The 15,215-nt window shown below is 63.2% G+C and carries 19 protein-coding genes; 12 read left to right on the forward strand and 7 right to left on the reverse strand.

The genetic code is table 11. The annotated features are described in order from the left end of the window. Positions 1-43 precede the first annotated feature (43 nt). Both A9513_RS20575 and A9513_RS20580 read left to right on the forward strand, forming a co-directional pair. Positions 44-361: a hypothetical protein gene (locus tag A9513_RS20575; RefSeq protein WP_065085446.1), complete on the forward strand. Its 318-nt coding sequence runs from the start codon at positions 44-46 to the stop codon at positions 359-361. Next, entirely contained in the window at positions 358-1,971 is a 1,614-nt protein-coding gene (locus A9513_RS20580) for a DNA cytosine methyltransferase (RefSeq protein ID WP_065085447.1), read from the forward strand. Before A9513_RS20575 ends, A9513_RS20580 begins: the two co-directional genes overlap by 4 nt. Positions 1,972-1,987: 16 nt before the next feature. Here the strand turns inward: A9513_RS20580 and A9513_RS20585 are convergent, their stop codons facing one another. Both A9513_RS20585 and A9513_RS20590 read right to left on the reverse strand, forming a co-directional pair. Beyond that, positions 1,988-2,188, reverse strand: a complete 201-nt coding sequence (locus A9513_RS20585) for a hypothetical protein (protein ID WP_065085448.1) — start codon at positions 2,186-2,188, stop codon at positions 1,988-1,990. A gap of 67 nt (positions 2,189-2,255) precedes the next feature. Then, a complete protein-coding gene (locus A9513_RS20590) occupies positions 2,256-2,456 on the reverse strand; it encodes a superinfection immunity protein (protein ID WP_065085449.1) in 201 nt (66 codons plus the stop codon). A gap of 74 nt (positions 2,457-2,530) precedes the next feature. Here A9513_RS20590 and A9513_RS20595 point away from each other — a divergent pair, with 74 nt between their 5' ends. The 8 genes from A9513_RS20595 to A9513_RS20630 all read left to right on the forward strand — a co-directional run bounded on the left by A9513_RS20595 (position 2,531) and on the right by A9513_RS20630 (position 7,720). Further along, the gene (locus tag A9513_RS20595) at positions 2,531-2,728 is read left to right on the forward strand and encodes a hypothetical protein (protein ID WP_065085450.1); all 198 of its coding nucleotides are present in this window, start codon (positions 2,531-2,533) and stop codon (positions 2,726-2,728) included. Next, positions 2,725-3,045, forward strand: a complete 321-nt coding sequence (locus A9513_RS20600) for a DUF4406 domain-containing protein (protein WP_065085451.1) — start codon at positions 2,725-2,727, stop codon at positions 3,043-3,045. Before A9513_RS20595 ends, A9513_RS20600 begins: the two co-directional genes overlap by 4 nt. Beyond that, positions 3,042-3,407, forward strand: a complete 366-nt coding sequence (locus A9513_RS20605) for a hypothetical protein (RefSeq protein WP_065085452.1) — start codon at positions 3,042-3,044, stop codon at positions 3,405-3,407. The genes A9513_RS20600 and A9513_RS20605 overlap by 4 nt, the downstream gene beginning before the upstream one ends. 88 nt (positions 3,408-3,495) lie before the next feature. Next, a complete protein-coding gene (locus tag A9513_RS20610) occupies positions 3,496-3,693 on the forward strand; it encodes a hypothetical protein (RefSeq protein ID WP_065085453.1) in 198 nt (65 codons plus the stop codon). A gap of 3 nt (positions 3,694-3,696) precedes the next feature. Next, positions 3,697-5,361, forward strand: a complete 1,665-nt coding sequence (locus A9513_RS20615) for an NUMOD4 motif-containing HNH endonuclease (RefSeq protein ID WP_065085454.1) — start codon at positions 3,697-3,699, stop codon at positions 5,359-5,361. Continuing rightward, positions 5,361-5,723 carry a hypothetical protein gene (locus A9513_RS20620; protein WP_065085455.1) on the forward strand — a complete coding sequence of 121 codons (363 nt, stop codon included), beginning with the start codon at positions 5,361-5,363 and terminating at the stop codon, positions 5,721-5,723. Before A9513_RS20615 ends, A9513_RS20620 begins: the two co-directional genes overlap by 1 nt. Further along, on the forward strand, positions 5,716-6,384 hold the full coding sequence (locus A9513_RS36165) for a hypothetical protein (protein WP_176707271.1): 669 nt from the start codon (positions 5,716-5,718) through the stop codon (positions 6,382-6,384). Before A9513_RS20620 ends, A9513_RS36165 begins: the two co-directional genes overlap by 8 nt. 142 nt (positions 6,385-6,526) lie before the next feature. Next, positions 6,527-7,720 carry an Arm DNA-binding domain-containing protein gene (locus A9513_RS20630; protein ID WP_065085456.1) on the forward strand — a complete coding sequence of 398 codons (1,194 nt, stop codon included), beginning with the start codon at positions 6,527-6,529 and terminating at the stop codon, positions 7,718-7,720. A 91-nt stretch (positions 7,721-7,811) separates the two neighbouring features. Here A9513_RS20630 and A9513_RS20635 read toward each other — a convergent pair whose 3' ends face one another. From A9513_RS20635 to A9513_RS20650, 4 genes are all read right to left on the reverse strand, one after another. Next, positions 7,812-8,114, reverse strand: a complete 303-nt coding sequence (locus A9513_RS20635; protein WP_024764810.1) for a hypothetical protein — start codon at positions 8,112-8,114, stop codon at positions 7,812-7,814. Between the two features lie 109 nt (positions 8,115-8,223). Continuing rightward, on the reverse strand, positions 8,224-8,895 hold the full coding sequence (locus A9513_RS20640) for a YceH family protein (RefSeq protein WP_024764809.1): 672 nt from the start codon (positions 8,893-8,895) through the stop codon (positions 8,224-8,226). A 61-nt stretch (positions 8,896-8,956) separates the two neighbouring features. Further along, a complete protein-coding gene (locus A9513_RS20645) occupies positions 8,957-9,712 on the reverse strand; it encodes a cache domain-containing protein (RefSeq protein ID WP_024764808.1) in 756 nt (251 codons plus the stop codon). Positions 9,713-9,821: 109 nt separating this feature from the next. Then, complete coding sequence (locus A9513_RS20650; protein WP_037016039.1) at positions 9,822-10,568, reverse strand: FadR/GntR family transcriptional regulator; 747 nt, start codon at positions 10,566-10,568, stop codon at positions 9,822-9,824. Between the two features lie 304 nt (positions 10,569-10,872). Between A9513_RS20650 and A9513_RS20655 the strand changes: the two genes are divergently transcribed. Both A9513_RS20655 and A9513_RS20660 read left to right on the forward strand, forming a co-directional pair. Beyond that, positions 10,873-12,366, forward strand: a complete 1,494-nt coding sequence (locus A9513_RS20655; RefSeq protein ID WP_065085457.1) for an aldehyde dehydrogenase — start codon at positions 10,873-10,875, stop codon at positions 12,364-12,366. A 131-nt stretch (positions 12,367-12,497) separates the two neighbouring features. Then, complete coding sequence (locus A9513_RS20660; protein WP_024764805.1) at positions 12,498-13,982, forward strand: APC family permease; 1,485 nt, start codon at positions 12,498-12,500, stop codon at positions 13,980-13,982. A 45-nt stretch (positions 13,983-14,027) separates the two neighbouring features. On the opposite strand, the gene A9513_RS20665 is transcribed toward A9513_RS20660, so the two are convergent. After that, entirely contained in the window at positions 14,028-15,164 is a 1,137-nt protein-coding gene (locus A9513_RS20665; protein WP_065085458.1) for a glycosyltransferase, read from the reverse strand. Between the last annotated feature and the right edge of the window lie 51 nt (positions 15,165-15,215).

Below are 15,215 nucleotides of genomic sequence, written 5' to 3' on the forward strand. Positions count from 1 at the left end.
CCGCTGCACTCGCGGCGCGGCGGCGCTCTACCTGGAGAAAGTCATGAGCCTACCTGTACAGGCCTGCTCCGATCAGGAGCTGCAGGACTACGCCAGCATTCACCCTGAGGCTGCAGCTGAGCTCGCGCTGCGTATAGCCACGGGAGCGGCGGCGCGCGATGTCGAGATGGATGAACTGCGCGCCCAGATTCGCGACATAGAGGATGAGCTGAGCGAGGTGGAGGACGGGCGTGGCGCGCTGAGGCGCCGTGCCTCCATCTGCATTCGCACCGTGACGCGACTCCTGGAGGATCACAAAGCCAACCCTGCGCTGGCCAATGCCGTGAGAAAAGCGCTCAGCCAGCTGGAGGACGGCTTGTGATCAGCTACGGATCGGTCTGCAGCGGCATCGAGGCCGCGAGCGTTGCGTGGCACTCACTGGGCTTTCGCGCCGACTGGTTCGCCGAGATCGAACCCTTTCCCTGTGCCGTCCTGGCTCACCGCTGGCCCGAAGTTCCCAACCTCGGCGACATGAAGAAGCTCGCGCGCCAGGTGCTGACCGGCGCGATCAAGGCACCGCCGCTGCTGGTAGGCGGCACTCCATGCCAGGCCTTCAGCGTGGCCGGCATGCGCGAAGGCCTGGCCGATCCGCGCGGCGCCCTCACCATCAAATACGTGGAGCTCCTCGATGCAATTGACCATGTTCGAACCCGGCGAGGCGAGCCTGAAGCCGTCTGCCTCTGGGAAAACGTCCCCGGAGTCCTCTCCGACAAGAAAAACGCGTTCGGCTGTTTCCTCGGCGCCCTGGTGGGCGAATCCGAAGAACTCCAGCCGCCAGGGGGCAGGTGGAAGGACGCTGGTTGTGTGTATGGACCCCGGCGAACAATTGCATGGCGGGTTTTGGATGCCCAATATTTCGGCCTGGCCCAACGACGCCGCCGTGTGTTCGTTGTCGCAAGTGCTCGAGCTGGATTCGATCCCGCAGCGGTACTTTTTGAGCGCGAAGGCCTGCGCCGGGATCATCCGCCGCGCCGAGGCGAGGGGAAAGACGTTGCCGGACACGCTCCTTTCGGCCCTTCGCTCCAGTGCGGGTGCGGCTACCTTTTCGGAATAAACCTGGGCGCCTGGGGCTGCCCGAACTGCGAAGGAGACGAAGGTCCTGCCGTCGAAGTGTTGGCCGGTGTGCCGGCCTTCGGCGGAGAGAACCAGTCGCGCTCACTCTTCCAGGCCGGCGCGCTGACTGCGCACGGAGCCAGGAACGACTTCGCTTCTGAAACATTCTGTGTGGCGCCGACGCTTGCTGGCGGCGCTCGAAAGCGCGGCGACTACAGCCTGGACGATATCCCAACCGTTGCCGGCACGCTCCAGGCCAGCGGAAAAGCGGCCGGCAGCGCAACGCAGCAGGATGCCGAGTCGGGGCTGCTGGTTATCCATGGCACCCAAGATCCTGACGTGCTCGGCGACATGGCGCACACACTTGGCCGGAACCATGGCCAGGAGAACGCCGTGCTCGCCTTCAGCTGCAAGGATTACGGCGCGGATGCGGGTTCACTGGCGCCGACCCTGCGCGCGATGGGGCACGATGGCAGCCACGCCAACGCCGGCGGCCAGGTGGCCGTCTGCATCACCGGCGAGATCACTCACACCCTGAAGGCGGAAGGCTTCGACGCCAGCGAAGATGGAACCGGTAGAGGTCAGCCGCTGACGACGGCCGCCGCCGGAGTTCGGCGACTCACTCCGCGCGAATGCGAGCGGCTACAGGGATTTCCTGACGACTACACGTTGGTCCCTGGCTGGGATGGCTGGCGGCCGATGGATGCCAGCGAGACGCCAGAGTCGTGCCAATCCGAAGGCCTGGCTGTGCGGCAGGCGAAGCGCAGCAAGCGCTGGTATGTCCGCGACGTCGACGGCCCCCGCTACAAGGCCATCGGGAACAGCAAGGCTATTCCCGTGGTGCGTTGGATCGGGCGGAGGCTGGCGCAACAGCTCTAGCGCTAGCTCGCCGTTGCTACAGCTCCACCGCCTCCAGCTTGTACTTCTGGAGTTCCCGCATCTGGTGGAACCAGTAGAAAACAGATTCAGCTTTCTGTTTGCTTTCAAACTGTTCGGCGTTTTCAGGTTTAGCGGTTCGGTATCGAATCCCCTCAGTGTCGGGCGAAGTGCCGTAGTACACGCCGTCATCGCCAGTCATCTTCACGATCCACACCATCGCACTCTCCTTGATCCGGCCACATGCCGGGCCATCCGAACCTACCCCAATACCCTGCCGCTGGCTATCAGCCAGGGTTCTTCACACTGAAGTTCGTCGAAGACCACACCAGCGCCACAACCCAGCCGATGAAGGTCCAGCCGATGAAGACATTCAGCAGAACGATCGGCACGACCTGAGGGTGATTGCGCTTGCCAGCGATGATCGATGGCAGGAAGTAGATGGCGCCGCCAATCACCAGGATCAGCACTGCAGTAATTCCGTCCATGTGGCTCTCCTTGTTGGTGAGCCGAACCTACTCCACTCCATGCCATTGCGCCACTACGGCGCGAGGACGAAGTCATGCCCGAAGAAAATGAACCGCTGGCCGTAGCCGGCATTGATCCCAAGACCATGGAATGCAAATTCATCGGCCGGCGCCATCCAGACGATGTGATGGAGGCAATTGAGTGCGGCTTGATCGTTGTGCCGGTGACGGCGGAGAAGGCGCGCTGGGCATATGGCGAGATCATTGGCGACCTGGAGGCGCTCACGAAATGAAGCGCATCTACCTCGCCGGCCCCATGACCGGCCTGCCGGATTTCAACTACCCAGCATTCCACGCCGAGGCCGCGCGCCTGCGCCAGCTCGGCTACCACGTCGAGAACCCCGCCGAGAACCCGGCGCCAGCCTGCGGCACCTGGGCCGGCTATATGCGCCTGGCGCTTGTCCAACTCGTCACCTGCGACTCCATCGCCCTCCTCCCTGGCTGGATCCACTCCAAGGGGGCGCGCCTGGAGTTTACCGTCGCCAAGAACCTGGGCATGCGCGCCATCGACGCCAGCCAGATCACCGAACCAGCGAGGGCAGCAGCATGATGATGGCCAAGGCGAGCGATCGCGACATCGACGCAGCAGGCGAGCTGCTGCAACTGCTCGATACCATCGATCAGCATTGGGGCGGCCCCAGCCCTATTCCAGATGCTCCGGACAACCTCTTGGAGTTCCTGAGCGCGACGGATAGCGAGTTCGACGCGGAAGATCCGGAGCACCTGCAGGTGCTCTACAACCACCTGGCTCGCCTGCTCTGCCGGGCCCCAAACTTCCACGGACGAATCATCGGCGGCATGTGCTACGTCATCCACAACCCGGACAACGAGATCATCGCCCCGGATCTCGACTACCTGGAAATGCATCCGAAGCTGCGCGGGCTGCTGAACAACCTGGCGCCGACGCCATGACCCGCCCCACCTTCTGCCGCGGCACCGGCCAACCCTCCGAGAAATGCGACTGCCTGCGCTGCAGGCCTGCCCTCAAGGAGCAAGCACCATGCAAGCCATCCAACTGACCGTCGAGCACCGCCAGGGCCGCAACGGGAAGCCGTACCTGCTGATCGACGGCCTTCCACGACTCGGCGCCGAACTCGATCCAGACCAGGCCCACGCGCTGGGCCGACAGCTGATCCAGGCCGCAATCGACTCCCGCCAGGGCGAGCGCGGCACCATCCAATACCCCGTAGAGGGCTGAACCATGACCGAACAACAAGCCTGCACCCTCTGCGGTGCGGGAGGGCACACTGCTGCCCAGTGCAACAAGGACGATAACGCACCTGTGGATGCCTGCGCCTGGCTGGAGAGCCTGGAAGGCGACGCATGGGCTGATGCTTGCGAGGAGATTGCAGCGTCGGTGCAGAAGATGCGTCAGCAGGCAGATGACGAAAAAGTGGAGCGCGAGGCTTTTGAAGCGCATGAATCCAAAGAGCGCCGCCTGTCCCCAGCCGATCAGCAGTTTTGGTTCCGGCGTGGCGCTATAGCTGACTACGACCTCAAGTCTATCGATGACGCGTGGAAGGCTTGGAAGGCTCGCGCAGCGCTTGCGCAGCCATCCCTTCAATGCAAGAAGTGCGGCGGCACTGGCGATGCTGACTCAGGCGGAATCCACCCTTGGGGTGAGGCTGCAATGGTTCCTTGCGATTGCGCGCATACAGAAGTAGCGCAGGGGGAACGGGAGTCTCTAGCCCTGCAAGAGCTGATCCGCGTTCGTGAGTGGGTGGCCAATCGGAAAGGCCAGCCTGAGAAGCTAAAGAACACTGGGCAGACCTACATAATGATCGAGAAGTGCGAGACGCTCGACATGCTGGATTGGGCGATTGAGAAAGCCCGCGCCGCCCTGGCGCAACCCTCCCCGGCGCCGGAGCTGGAGCGGCCAATTGCGGTTGCCTATCGCAGCAGCGAATCCGGCAACCTCTATGAGGATCATTACGGATTGAAGGACCCTGAACCGCTGATGACCGTAGCCCAGCACGACCGAATCCGCGCTCAAGATGCCGCACAGATTGACGCGGCGGCGGCCTTGCTGGCTTTCACTCGGGGCAAGCTAGTGAAACTGAAATCCGAGCGCGACGCCGCCCAGGACAGGGTCGTGGAGCTGGAGAGGCAGGAGCCGGTGGAAGAGTGGAGACCGGTTGTTGGCTTTGATGGACACTATTCTGTGTCGTCTTTAGGAAGACTTCGCTCTGATAAAACAGGGAAGTACCTTAGCCTCAATTCGCTAATGGCGAGCGGCTATGTGAAAGCAAGTTTGCACAGGGACGGGGTACGGGAACAGACATCAGTTCACCGTGTCGTTGCCAAGGCATTTCTGGATAACCCGGAAGGACTTGATGAGGTTAATCATCTCAACGGAGACAAGACAGACAATCGGGTGATTAACCTTGCGTGGTGCTCTCGTAGCGAAAACGTCGACCATGGATATTACCAGCTTGGGCATCTTGTTCATCCAGTGAAGGCAATTCCGGCCGAAGGGAATGGACCTGTTCTTATTTTCTCATCCATCGAACAAGCTGTCGCTAATGGGTTTACATCGCGGAATATCTACGACTGCTTAGTTGAAGGATATAGGGTTCATGCCGGCCATCATTGGCAGAGCATGAGGAGTGATCAGGTCGCCCAGGCTGGGCAGGTGCCGGAGGGCGTCCGCGCATGGTTCGAGGCCAAGGAAGCCCACGTCAACGCGGTGGGCGCCTACAACGCTCGCCTGAAGTTCGTTCGCGAGCACTGCCCATTCGGCACCAGCGTCGATCCTGAGTACCAACTGATGGAAGAGGCAGACCGGAAGGCGCGCAGCCTGGTCGGACCGATGTTCGATGAGCTGCGCGGGCTGCTCGCCGCCGCGCCGGCGCAGGGAGGTGAGTGATGGATGACATCTGCGCTACCTTCATCCTCTGCTGCCAGCTCGGCACGCTCTGTGGGCAGGCTTCGATTAAGGACCTCCCGGGCTGCTGGGAGCACAAGGTGGACGAGGACTGGAGCATATCGTTCAACGGGCACAGCGAAGAGGTCCGAGACTCAACTGGGTCGCCGGTGCCGCCTCTGTCGATATGGGTCAAGCACAGCCGTTACTTCGCGGACGGCATCATCACTCCATTCGGCGGAATGATCGTCGGTGGACGAGAAGCGGAAGACGACTTAGTGGCCGCTCTGGAGAGCGCCATTCGCACCCTAGGCGGCACACCAGCTACGGACGACGAACCGGCGCAGGGAGGTCGCGATGAGTGAATTCAAGCGCGAAGAGCGCTTCATCGTCATCAAGCGCAAACATCTTTCCGCCGAAAGCAGAACCCATGACTCGCTCGAGCAAGAGTTGCGCGTCTGGCTGGACCGGCACTTGGTTCCCACTAGCGAATGCGTTGTGGTCGAGAGCGACTGGCCGGAATACGAAACGGTCTGGTCGATGATCGCTGCCAGGATCGAAGGTCGGCTAACGCCTTACCAAGTTCTTGAGCAGCAGGTTCATGCTCTGCGCCAGCACAAGACCGACTACATTGAGGCAGCAGAGGGAACTCGGCGCGCGCTCGAAGCCGAGGCCCAGGCGCTCAGGGATGAAGTTGCAGCTCTGCGCCAGGACATGGAACGACTCAACGCCATCGAGGCCAACTGCTGGGATGTGCACTACGACAGCAGCCCGAATGCCGATGCCGGCGACAGCACCATCAGCATTGAGATCGTCGGCCATTACCAGGGCGCGCCTCACGTCCGTGTGCTCGGCGAGAACTACACCGAGAACCTGCGCGCCGCCATCGATCAGGCGATGACCGCCGAAGCGTACCCGCCGGAGCGGCCTGAATATGACGAGCGCGGTAGACCTGTCCGCGCCACGAAATCGAACAACGATGAAACGTGGCGCGCCACGAAGGGGGCCGGGGGATGCGATATGTAACGGTTCGCAAGTTCGCGGCGGAATCTGGCTATACCGAGGCCGCCATCAGGTCGAAGATCCGCGACGGCGTCTGGCGAAAGGATGACATCTGGATCAGTGCGCCGGACGGCCGAACGCTGATCGACGTAGAGGCATATGAATCATGGGTAGAGATGGGCGGGGAGTCCGAGCGGTCTCCGATACGAGTATTGAAATCACCTTCATGTATCGCGGCGTCCGCTGCCGCGAAAGGGTCGCGCTCAAGCCCACAGCCACTAACCTAAAGCGCGCTGAGCAGCACAAGGCGGCGGTCGAGCACGCGATCGCCGCCGGAACCTTCGACTATGCCGTGACCTTCCCAGGATCCCCGCGCGCCGCCAGGTTCGCCCCCGAGGTATCGCAGGAGACATTGACGGGCTACCTGAAGCGATGGCTGGAGGCGAAGCGCAAGCACGTCTCCAGCAGCACCTTCGACGGTTATCGGAAGATCATCGAGCACCGCCTGATTCCGGGCCTTGGCGTTCTGCTGGTGGTCGACGTGAAGCGGAAGACGGTGCGGGACTGGCTGGACGGCCTCGAGGTCAGCAACAAGACGCTGTCGAATATCCAGAGCTGCCTGCGCTCGGCGCTCAGTGATGCAGTGGAGGAGGAGCTGATCGACAGCAACCCGCTCGCGGGCTGGACGTATAGCCGAAAGGAGGAGGTGAAAGACGATGACGTCGACCCGTTCTCGCCGGAGGAGCAGCAGGCGATTCTGGCCGCGATGGAGGGTCAGGGTCGGAACCTGGTGCAGTTCGCCCTGTGGTCTGGGATGCGCACCAGCGAGCTGGTGGGCCTGGAGTGGGGAGATATCGATTGGCTGCGCGGTGAGGTGCATGTAATGCGGGCCATCACGCAGGCGGCGAAAGGGAAAGCGGAGGTGACAAAGACCGCTTCGAGCCGACGGAGCGTCAAGCTGCTCGGCCCCGCCCTGGAGGCACTGAAGGCGCAGAAAGCCTTCACCTATCTGGCGCACCAAGAGGTATTCCAGAACCCGCGCACCGGAGAGCGCTGGGCCGGCGACGGCCCGATCCGGAAAACCCTGTGGCAGTACGCCCTGAAGCGCGCAGGTGTTCGGTACCGGCGGCCATACCAGACGCGCCACACCTACGCCTCGATGATGCTTTCTGCCGGCGAACACCCGATGTGGGTGGCGCAGCAGATGGGGCACAGCGACTGGACGATGATCGCCCGGGTGTATGGGCGGTGGATGCCGACGGCGGACGAAACTGCCGGATCAAAGGCGGAAGAGCGATTTGCGAAGAATGACAGCAATATGCCAACTTCTGGCTTGGAACCCGCATCAAACAAGGGTTAGACGCGGTTTCAAATCCCCCCGGCTCCACCAAGTCCAAAGAAAAAGGCGCTGAGCCTCAAGCACAGCGCCTTTTTTCTTGTCTGCGATTTGCCTAGAGCGTGAGGAACCCCAGCCGCGGCATCAGCAACTCGGCACGCTCTTCCCCTACCGTTTGGGCACAAGGCTTCCGCAGGCGCAACCGTTCGGCATTGCACAGCAGCGGGCCGTCGTCGTCTTCGGTACCGAAAGGATCATCAATCAGCACACCCTTGATCAGCCCCTGGCGAAACAGCTCACGTATGGCGAGGAGGTTGGCTTCGCGCGGCCCGCTCAGATCGCTGATGGATTTGAAGTCGCTTTCCGTGAGCTGGCTGAGCACTGCATTCAGCTGGGCCTGGGAGGGTTTATGACTCATGAGAAAGCTCCGGGTGCAGCAAGGGTCAAGCCTAACTATCGGCGGCAAATCTTAACGCTGGATTAGCGTCGCGCAGATTGACCTGGGTCCACCTGCGCGGTGCATCGCATCAGTCGCGCGAGACGCCTAGCTCCAGCAGGGCGAGACGCTCTTCGAGAGCCGCAATGCGGCCTTCCAGCTCGACCAGTCGCCCTTCGTCATGACCGCCGCTGTCGCTACGCTCTCCAGAAGCTCGGCTACCGCTGGCCGCGATGGCGGCCTCGCGGTCCTCCTCGGTGCCCAGCAAATGCATATAGCGGTCTTCGCGCTGGCCGCCCAGGCGTTCCAACTGCATGGCCATGCCGCGGCCGGCGAGGCGTTCGAGCTGGTGGCGAACTTCCTCGGTGTCGTCGAAGTCGTGCATGCGCTGGCTGCGGGTGAGCAGTTCGTTGAGCGTCTGCGGGCCGCGCAGGAACAGCAGGCCGAGCAGTATCACCTGCGGCTTGACCAGCTCCAACGCCTTGTCCAGGCGCTGCTCCCAGCGGTCGGCGCGGCTGCCCATCACCAGACGGGTCATCTCGCGGCCTTCGAGGTGGCGCAGGGATTGGCCGACCTGACCGGGGGTGAGGTTCATCACCGGGTCGCGGCTGGTCTTCTGGTTGCAGGCGGTGACCAGGGCGTTGAGGGTCAGCGGGTAGGCTTCGGGCGTGGTGAGCTGCTTTTCGATCAGGCATCCGAGTACGCGAGCATCCACGGCGCTCAGCGGTTCGAAGTCGGGCAGTGTGTCGAGCGACTGGCTCATGGCGGTTTCCGTCAGGTTGGGAACCGCCCTAGCCTAGCCAATTGCGCAGCGTTTGGCAGCCTCAGGCCGCGCCGGACAGTCGGCGGTTCAGCGGTCGCTCGATGACTGCCCAGTGGGAAAAGGATGCTGCCAGCTCCTGTTCGCGGCCCTGCGCATCGCGCCCCAGCGAGCGGTAGGCAAGGTCGCCAGCGAACCAGTTGGCAGTGTTTGCGGCCACCACGCGGCCCTCGCCGTTGACCACCAGGGCCTCATGCCCCATCTGCATCAGGTTGCCCAGCAATACGCCCTCGAACTCATGCAGGGCGATATCGGCGGCGGCGACGCCGATGAAGCGACCGTCCACCTGGATCGGCACGGAGAAGGCGAGGATGTACAGGTCGGTGCCATAGAGATCGACGAAGGGCCCGACCACCGAGGGCTGGCCGCTGGCGCGCGGGCGCGAGAACCAGGGCATGTTGAGGTAGTTGTAGAAGCTCTCGCTGCGCCGGTTGAAGTTCAGGCTCATGGGCACGACCTTGTCGCCGCGGCCGTGGTACCACCACTCCAGGTACATGTCCTGGTCGGCCAGTTCTCCCGGCTCGATCACCACGCCGGTGCCGTGCAGACGCGTACCGTCATCGGTGAGGTCGTGCTGGATGCGCGGGCGCAGTGCACCGAGATCCTTCGAGGACGGACGCTTGCCTTCCTCCGCCAGCGCCCGCCAGATCGCCACGACGTCGCCCGCCAGTTCGTCGAGACGCTGGAAAACGTTACGGATGGAAGCGTCAATGCGCTGGGCGCAGCGCTGGAGTTCATCCGAGGGTTGTTCGCTGGACATGACCGGGTGCCTCGCTGTTCTTGTTATCGCGCAGGCCAGAGAGGCCCGCTCAGTCGGTTCGCTGCGCACCCACTCGTGCGCGCCGGGAAAGCAGAAAGCGTTGTGCCACTCAGCCGTCGTCGGCCAGCAAGCTCAGGCGCAGATTGATCAGCCGCCTGATGCCCCGGGTGACGTGGGCTTCGGCCAGCGCGCTGGCGAGATTCGAGTCGCCCGCACTGATCGCTTCGAGAATGGCGCGGTGTTCCTGCTCGATGGCCGCAGCGCCCGGAAAGCCTTCCACCAGCAGCCAAAGCCATTCGCCGATTTCCGCCTGCAGGCGCGTCTCCGCGTGGGTCAGGCGCACGGACTGGGCGGCGACGGCAATCTCGATATGGAAACGCGCATCGGCGCGGCGTTGTTCCTGCCGAGTCGTGGCGTTCGCCAGCGCATCCAGGTACTGAGCGATGCGCGCCTGCTCATCGGAGGTGGAGCGTTGCGCCGCCAGGCGCGCAGCGGCGCCGGCGATGGCGACATGCTCGTCGCCCAGGTCGCGCAGTTCCAGCGCACTCATCTGGCGCAGTTGCCCCAGCAGAGCGTCCTCGGACGTGTGCTGCGGCGAGCAGACAAAACTCCCGCCATTACGCCCACGGCGGGTTTCGATCACGCCGCGTTCGCGCAAATCCGCCAGCGCATCGCGCAGGGTCACGGTGGCGACGCCGAACTGCATGGCCAACTCGCTTTCGCTGGGCAGTTGCTCGCCCTCGGCGTAGAGGCCGAGATCGACCATCTCCACCAGACGGCGCGCGACTTCCTCGGTGCGCCCTTCCTGGCGCAGGCGCATGAAGCTGGCGGGGCGGACTTTCCTGAATTCGTTCATAGGCGGCAGTGCGAAGGGGGCGCTTGGGGCGGACGCTTCCTGCGCGAAAAGTTCCTGTTCTGGCGGTGATGACGAAGTCTATCTGCAGGCTGGCAGCACCTTCGTTCAAAACTATGTCTCCATATTTTTAAATCGCTTTCGGCACTTTCAGCAAGGTATTTCGCTCTGAAAAGAGCTTTGAAACGTTCATTTTTCGACCTGTATTGGCAACCGCAAAATCTTAAGATATGGTTTCAAATGTATTTGCCAGCGACGGTCCGCAGGCCGTCTCCGCCCACAACAGCAAGAACGAGGAGCGATACGCATGAGCCAGCCAACCCGCGCCGAATGGGAAGCCCGCGCCAAGGCCTTGAAGATCGAAGGCCGCGCCTTCATCCAGGGCGAGTACCTCGCCGCCGCCTCCGGCGACACCTTCGATTGCATCAGCCCGGTGGATGGCCGTCTGCTGGCCAAGGTCGCCAGCTGTGACGCCGCCGACGCCGAGCGTGCCGTGCAGAGCGCCCGCGCCACCTTCGACTCCGGCGTCTGGTCGCGTGAAGCGCCAGCCACCCGCAAGGCCGTGATGATCCGCTTCGCCGCCCTGCTGGAAGAACATGCCGAGGAGCTGGCGCTGCTGGAAACCCTGGACATGGGCAAGCCCATTGGCGATTCGCTGAACGTCGACCTGCCAGGCGCCGCCGACTCCCTGCGCTGGAGCGGCGAGGCCATCGACAAGGTCTACGACGAAGTCGCTGCGACCGCCCATGACCAGCTCGGCCTGGTCACCCGCGAACCGGTGGGCGTGGTCGCCGCCATCGTGCCGTGGAACTTCCCGCTGATGATGGCGGCCTGGAAGCTTGGCCCGGCGCTGGCCACCGGCAACTCGGTGATTCTCAAGCCGTCCGAGCGCTCGCCGCTGACCGCCATCCGCATCGCCCAGTTGGCCATCGACGCTGGCCTGCCGGCCGGGGTGCTGAACGTGCTGCCCGGCTACGGCCATACCGTCGGCAAGGCCCTGGCGCTGCACATGGATGTGGATACCGCGGTCTTCACCGGCTCCACCAAGATCGCCAAGCAACTGATGGTCTACGCCGGCGAATCGAACATGAAGCGCGTCTGGCTGGAAGCTGGCGGCAAGAGCCCGAACATCGTCTTCGAGGATGCCCCGGACCTGCAGGCCGCCGCCGAAGCTGCCGCCGCCGCTATCGCCTTCAACCAGGGCGAAGTCTGCACCGCCGGATCTCGCCTGCTGGTGCAGAAGTCGATCAAGGCGAAATTCCTGCCGCTGGTGGTCGAAGCGCTCAAAAGCTGGAAAGCCGGCCATCCGCTGGACCCGGAAACCAACGTCGGCGCCCTGGTCGATGGTCGCCAGCTGGAGCAGGTGCTCGGCTACATCCAGGCAGGCCAGGACGAAGGCGCGAAGATCCTCACCGGCGGCAAGCGCGTGCTGGAGGAAACCGGTGGCACCTACGTCGAGCCGACCCTGTTCGACGGCGTGAGCAACACGATGAAGATCGCCCGCGAGGAAATCTTCGGCCCGGTGCTCTCGGTCATCGAGTTCGAGGACGCCGAAGAAGCGATCCGCATCGCCAACGACACCCCGTACGGGCTGGCGGCGGCAGTCTGGACCCGCGACATCTCCAAGGCCCACCTCACCGCCCGTGCCCTGCGCGCCGGCAGCGTGTGGGTGAACATGTACGACGGCGGCGACATGACCGCKCCSTTCGGCGGCTTCAAGCAGTCYGGCAACGGSCGCGACAAGTCGCTGCACGCSTTCGACAAGTACACCGAGCTGAAGGCGACCTGGATCAAGCTGTAACGCGATCCGGAACACAAGAGGTTTGGAGCAAGACGGCGCGCGGCTGATGCCGCGCGCCGAACAATAACAACAACGCTTTCCGTTGCACCCGATTGGCTGCCGACGCGAAAACCTCAGACAGGAACCCCACGATGAACAGCTCTATCCAGCCAGGCGCCGCCCTGGACCGCGACGCGGAGCAACTACGCGCGCTGGGCTACACCTCCAATTTCGAACGCAGCATGACCCTCTGGCAGAACTTCGCCCTGGGCTTCACCTACCTCTCGCCGGTGGTCGGCGTGTACACCCTGTTCGGCCTGTGCCTGGCCGCCGGCGGACCGCCAATGTTCTGGTCTTACCTGCTGGTGGGTATCGGGCAGATGCTGGTGTGCCTGATCTTCTGCGAAGTGGTTTCACAGTTCCCCATCTCCGGCGGCGTCTACCCCTGGGCGCGACGCCTGGTGGGCAAACGCTGGGCCTGGATGGTCGGCTGGATCTACTCGGTGTCGCTGTGCGTGACCATCGCCGCCGTGGCACTTGGCGCGGGCCCGTACATCGCCACACTGCTCGGCTTCGAATCCACGCCGGTGACCAACACCTTCGTCGCCCTGGCGCTGACGGTGATCGCCACCCTGCTCAACCTGTCCGGCACCAAGCTGCTGGCCCGCGTGGCAATGTTCGGCTTTATCTGCGAGCTGCTCGGCGCGCTGGTGATCGGCACCTACCTGCTGATCTTCGAGCGTCACCAGCCGTTCTCGGTGCTGTTCAACACCTTCGACATCCGCATCGACGGCAGCTACTGGCCGGCCTTCCTCACCGCCTCGCTGGCGGGGATGTTCCTCTACTACGGCTTCGAGGCCTGCGGTGATGTCGCCGAGGAAACCCCGAACCCCAGCCGCCGGATTCCCAAGGCCATGCGCATGACCATCTGGATCGGCGGCGGCGCGGCCATCTTCGCCGCCCTGGCGCTGATCCTCGCGGTACCGGACATGCAAGCAGTGATCTCCGGCGCCGACAAGGACCCGATGACCACCATCCTCGACAACGCCTTCGGCGTGGCCGGCGCGCGCCTGGTGATGGCCGTGATCATCGTCTCCTTCGTCTCCTGCGTGCTCAGCCTGCAGGCCGCCGCCAGCCGCCTGCTCTACTCCTACGCCCGCGACGAAATGGTGATGGGCAGCGGCCTGCTCAAACGCCTGTCGCCCAACACCCACGTACCAGTCGCGGCGCTGATCGCCTGCGGCGTGATTCCCAGCGTGATCGTCTGCGCCGGCTTCTACCTGCAGAACGCCATCGCCATGGTGGTGAGCTTCGCCGCCATCGGCATCTACCTGTCGTTCCAGATGATCGTCGGCGGCGCCCTATTCGCCCGCCTGCGCGGCTGGAAGCCGAGCGGCGCCTTCACCCTGGGCAACTGGGGCTGGATCGTGAACATCCTGGCGCTGACCTACGGCGTGCTGGCGATCATCAACATGTCCTGGCCACGCACCCCGGACGCGCCCTGGTACCTGAACTACGGGATCATCCTGGTGGGCGGCATCGTGATCGTCCTGGGCCTGGCCTACATGACCCTGTTCCGACCCTACGACAAGGGCACCGCACCCCACGGGGATGCGTGGAAGCTGCATCAGCAGTAAGTGTTGGAGTGAAATGAGAACGCCCGGCGGGATGCCGGGCGTTTTTCATTGAGCGGGTGATTGCCCAGTGCGCTGTTGCCCGGCCACGCGTGCGTAAAGTTCAGCGTAGGCCTCCCCCATCCCACGCGCAGTGAAGGTAGCGAGGAATCGAGCACGTGCAGCCTCGCCATACCTTGCGGCTAGTGCAGGATCGTCCCACAGCGTCTGCATGGCCTGGCGCAGTGCCGAGGCGTCGGCTGGTGGAACCACGATGCCGGTTTCCTCGTGCTGATTGATGAAACTGGTGCCAGTGCCAATCTCGCTGCAGATCAGCGGCTTGCCCATCATCGCACCTTCCAGCAAGCCGATGCCGAATGCTTCCGAGCGCAGGTGCGAGGGGAAGATCACGCCATAGCAGGCCCACATCAGATCGATCTTTTCCTGCTCGTTGACCTGCCCCAGGAAATGCACATTGCTCAGGCCGTGCTGTACGGCCATCTGCATCAGCTCCTGCTCCAGCGGCCCCGCACCGACGATGAGCAACGGCCAGGAAGCGGCCTTCATCGCCTCCAGCAGATAGTGCAGGCCCTTGTAGTAGCGCAGCACGCCAACGAACAGGAAAAAGCGCTCGCCATAGCGCCGGTGCAGCTTCGCTACCTCGGTGACATCGGGACGCGGATACAGGTCCTGCTCCAGTCCGATGGGAATGGCGCAAGCCTTGTCTTGATAGCGCTGCAGAACGGTAGAGCTTTCCAGATAATTGGGGCTGGTCGCGGCGATCGAATCCACCCGTCCCAGGAACGCGCGCATCAAGGGCCGATAGAGTTGCAGCAGGGCCTTCTGCCGCACGATGTCCGAGTGGTAAGTCACCACGCTCGGCTTGCCCAGCCCCTTGAGCAGGTGGACGAGGTCCATGAATGGCCAGGGGAAGTGGTAGTGGATGACGTCCGCCTGCTTGGCCAGGCTCGCGAAGGCCCCCAGCGACGACCAGGAAAAACCAGTGGAGGCGATATGCAGATCCTGCCTGGCCTGCACCAAGCGGAAACTGGAGGTCGTCACCGGCTTCATCGGTTCTTTGGCCAATGACAGCACGGTGTTCTCGCAGCCCTGGGTAGCCGTGGCGTGGGTCAGGTGACGAATGAACATCTCGACACCGCCGAACTGTTCCAGACCGAAGGTCTTGTAGAAGTGCAGGACCTTCATGGCACCCGTACCTTGCCGACCTGGTCCGTCCACAAAGCCCTCTCCAATTCG

The organism is Pseudomonas sp. AU12215 (assembly GCF_001675465.2).
Lineage (GTDB): Bacteria > Pseudomonadota > Gammaproteobacteria > Pseudomonadales > Pseudomonadaceae > Pseudomonas > Pseudomonas nitroreducens.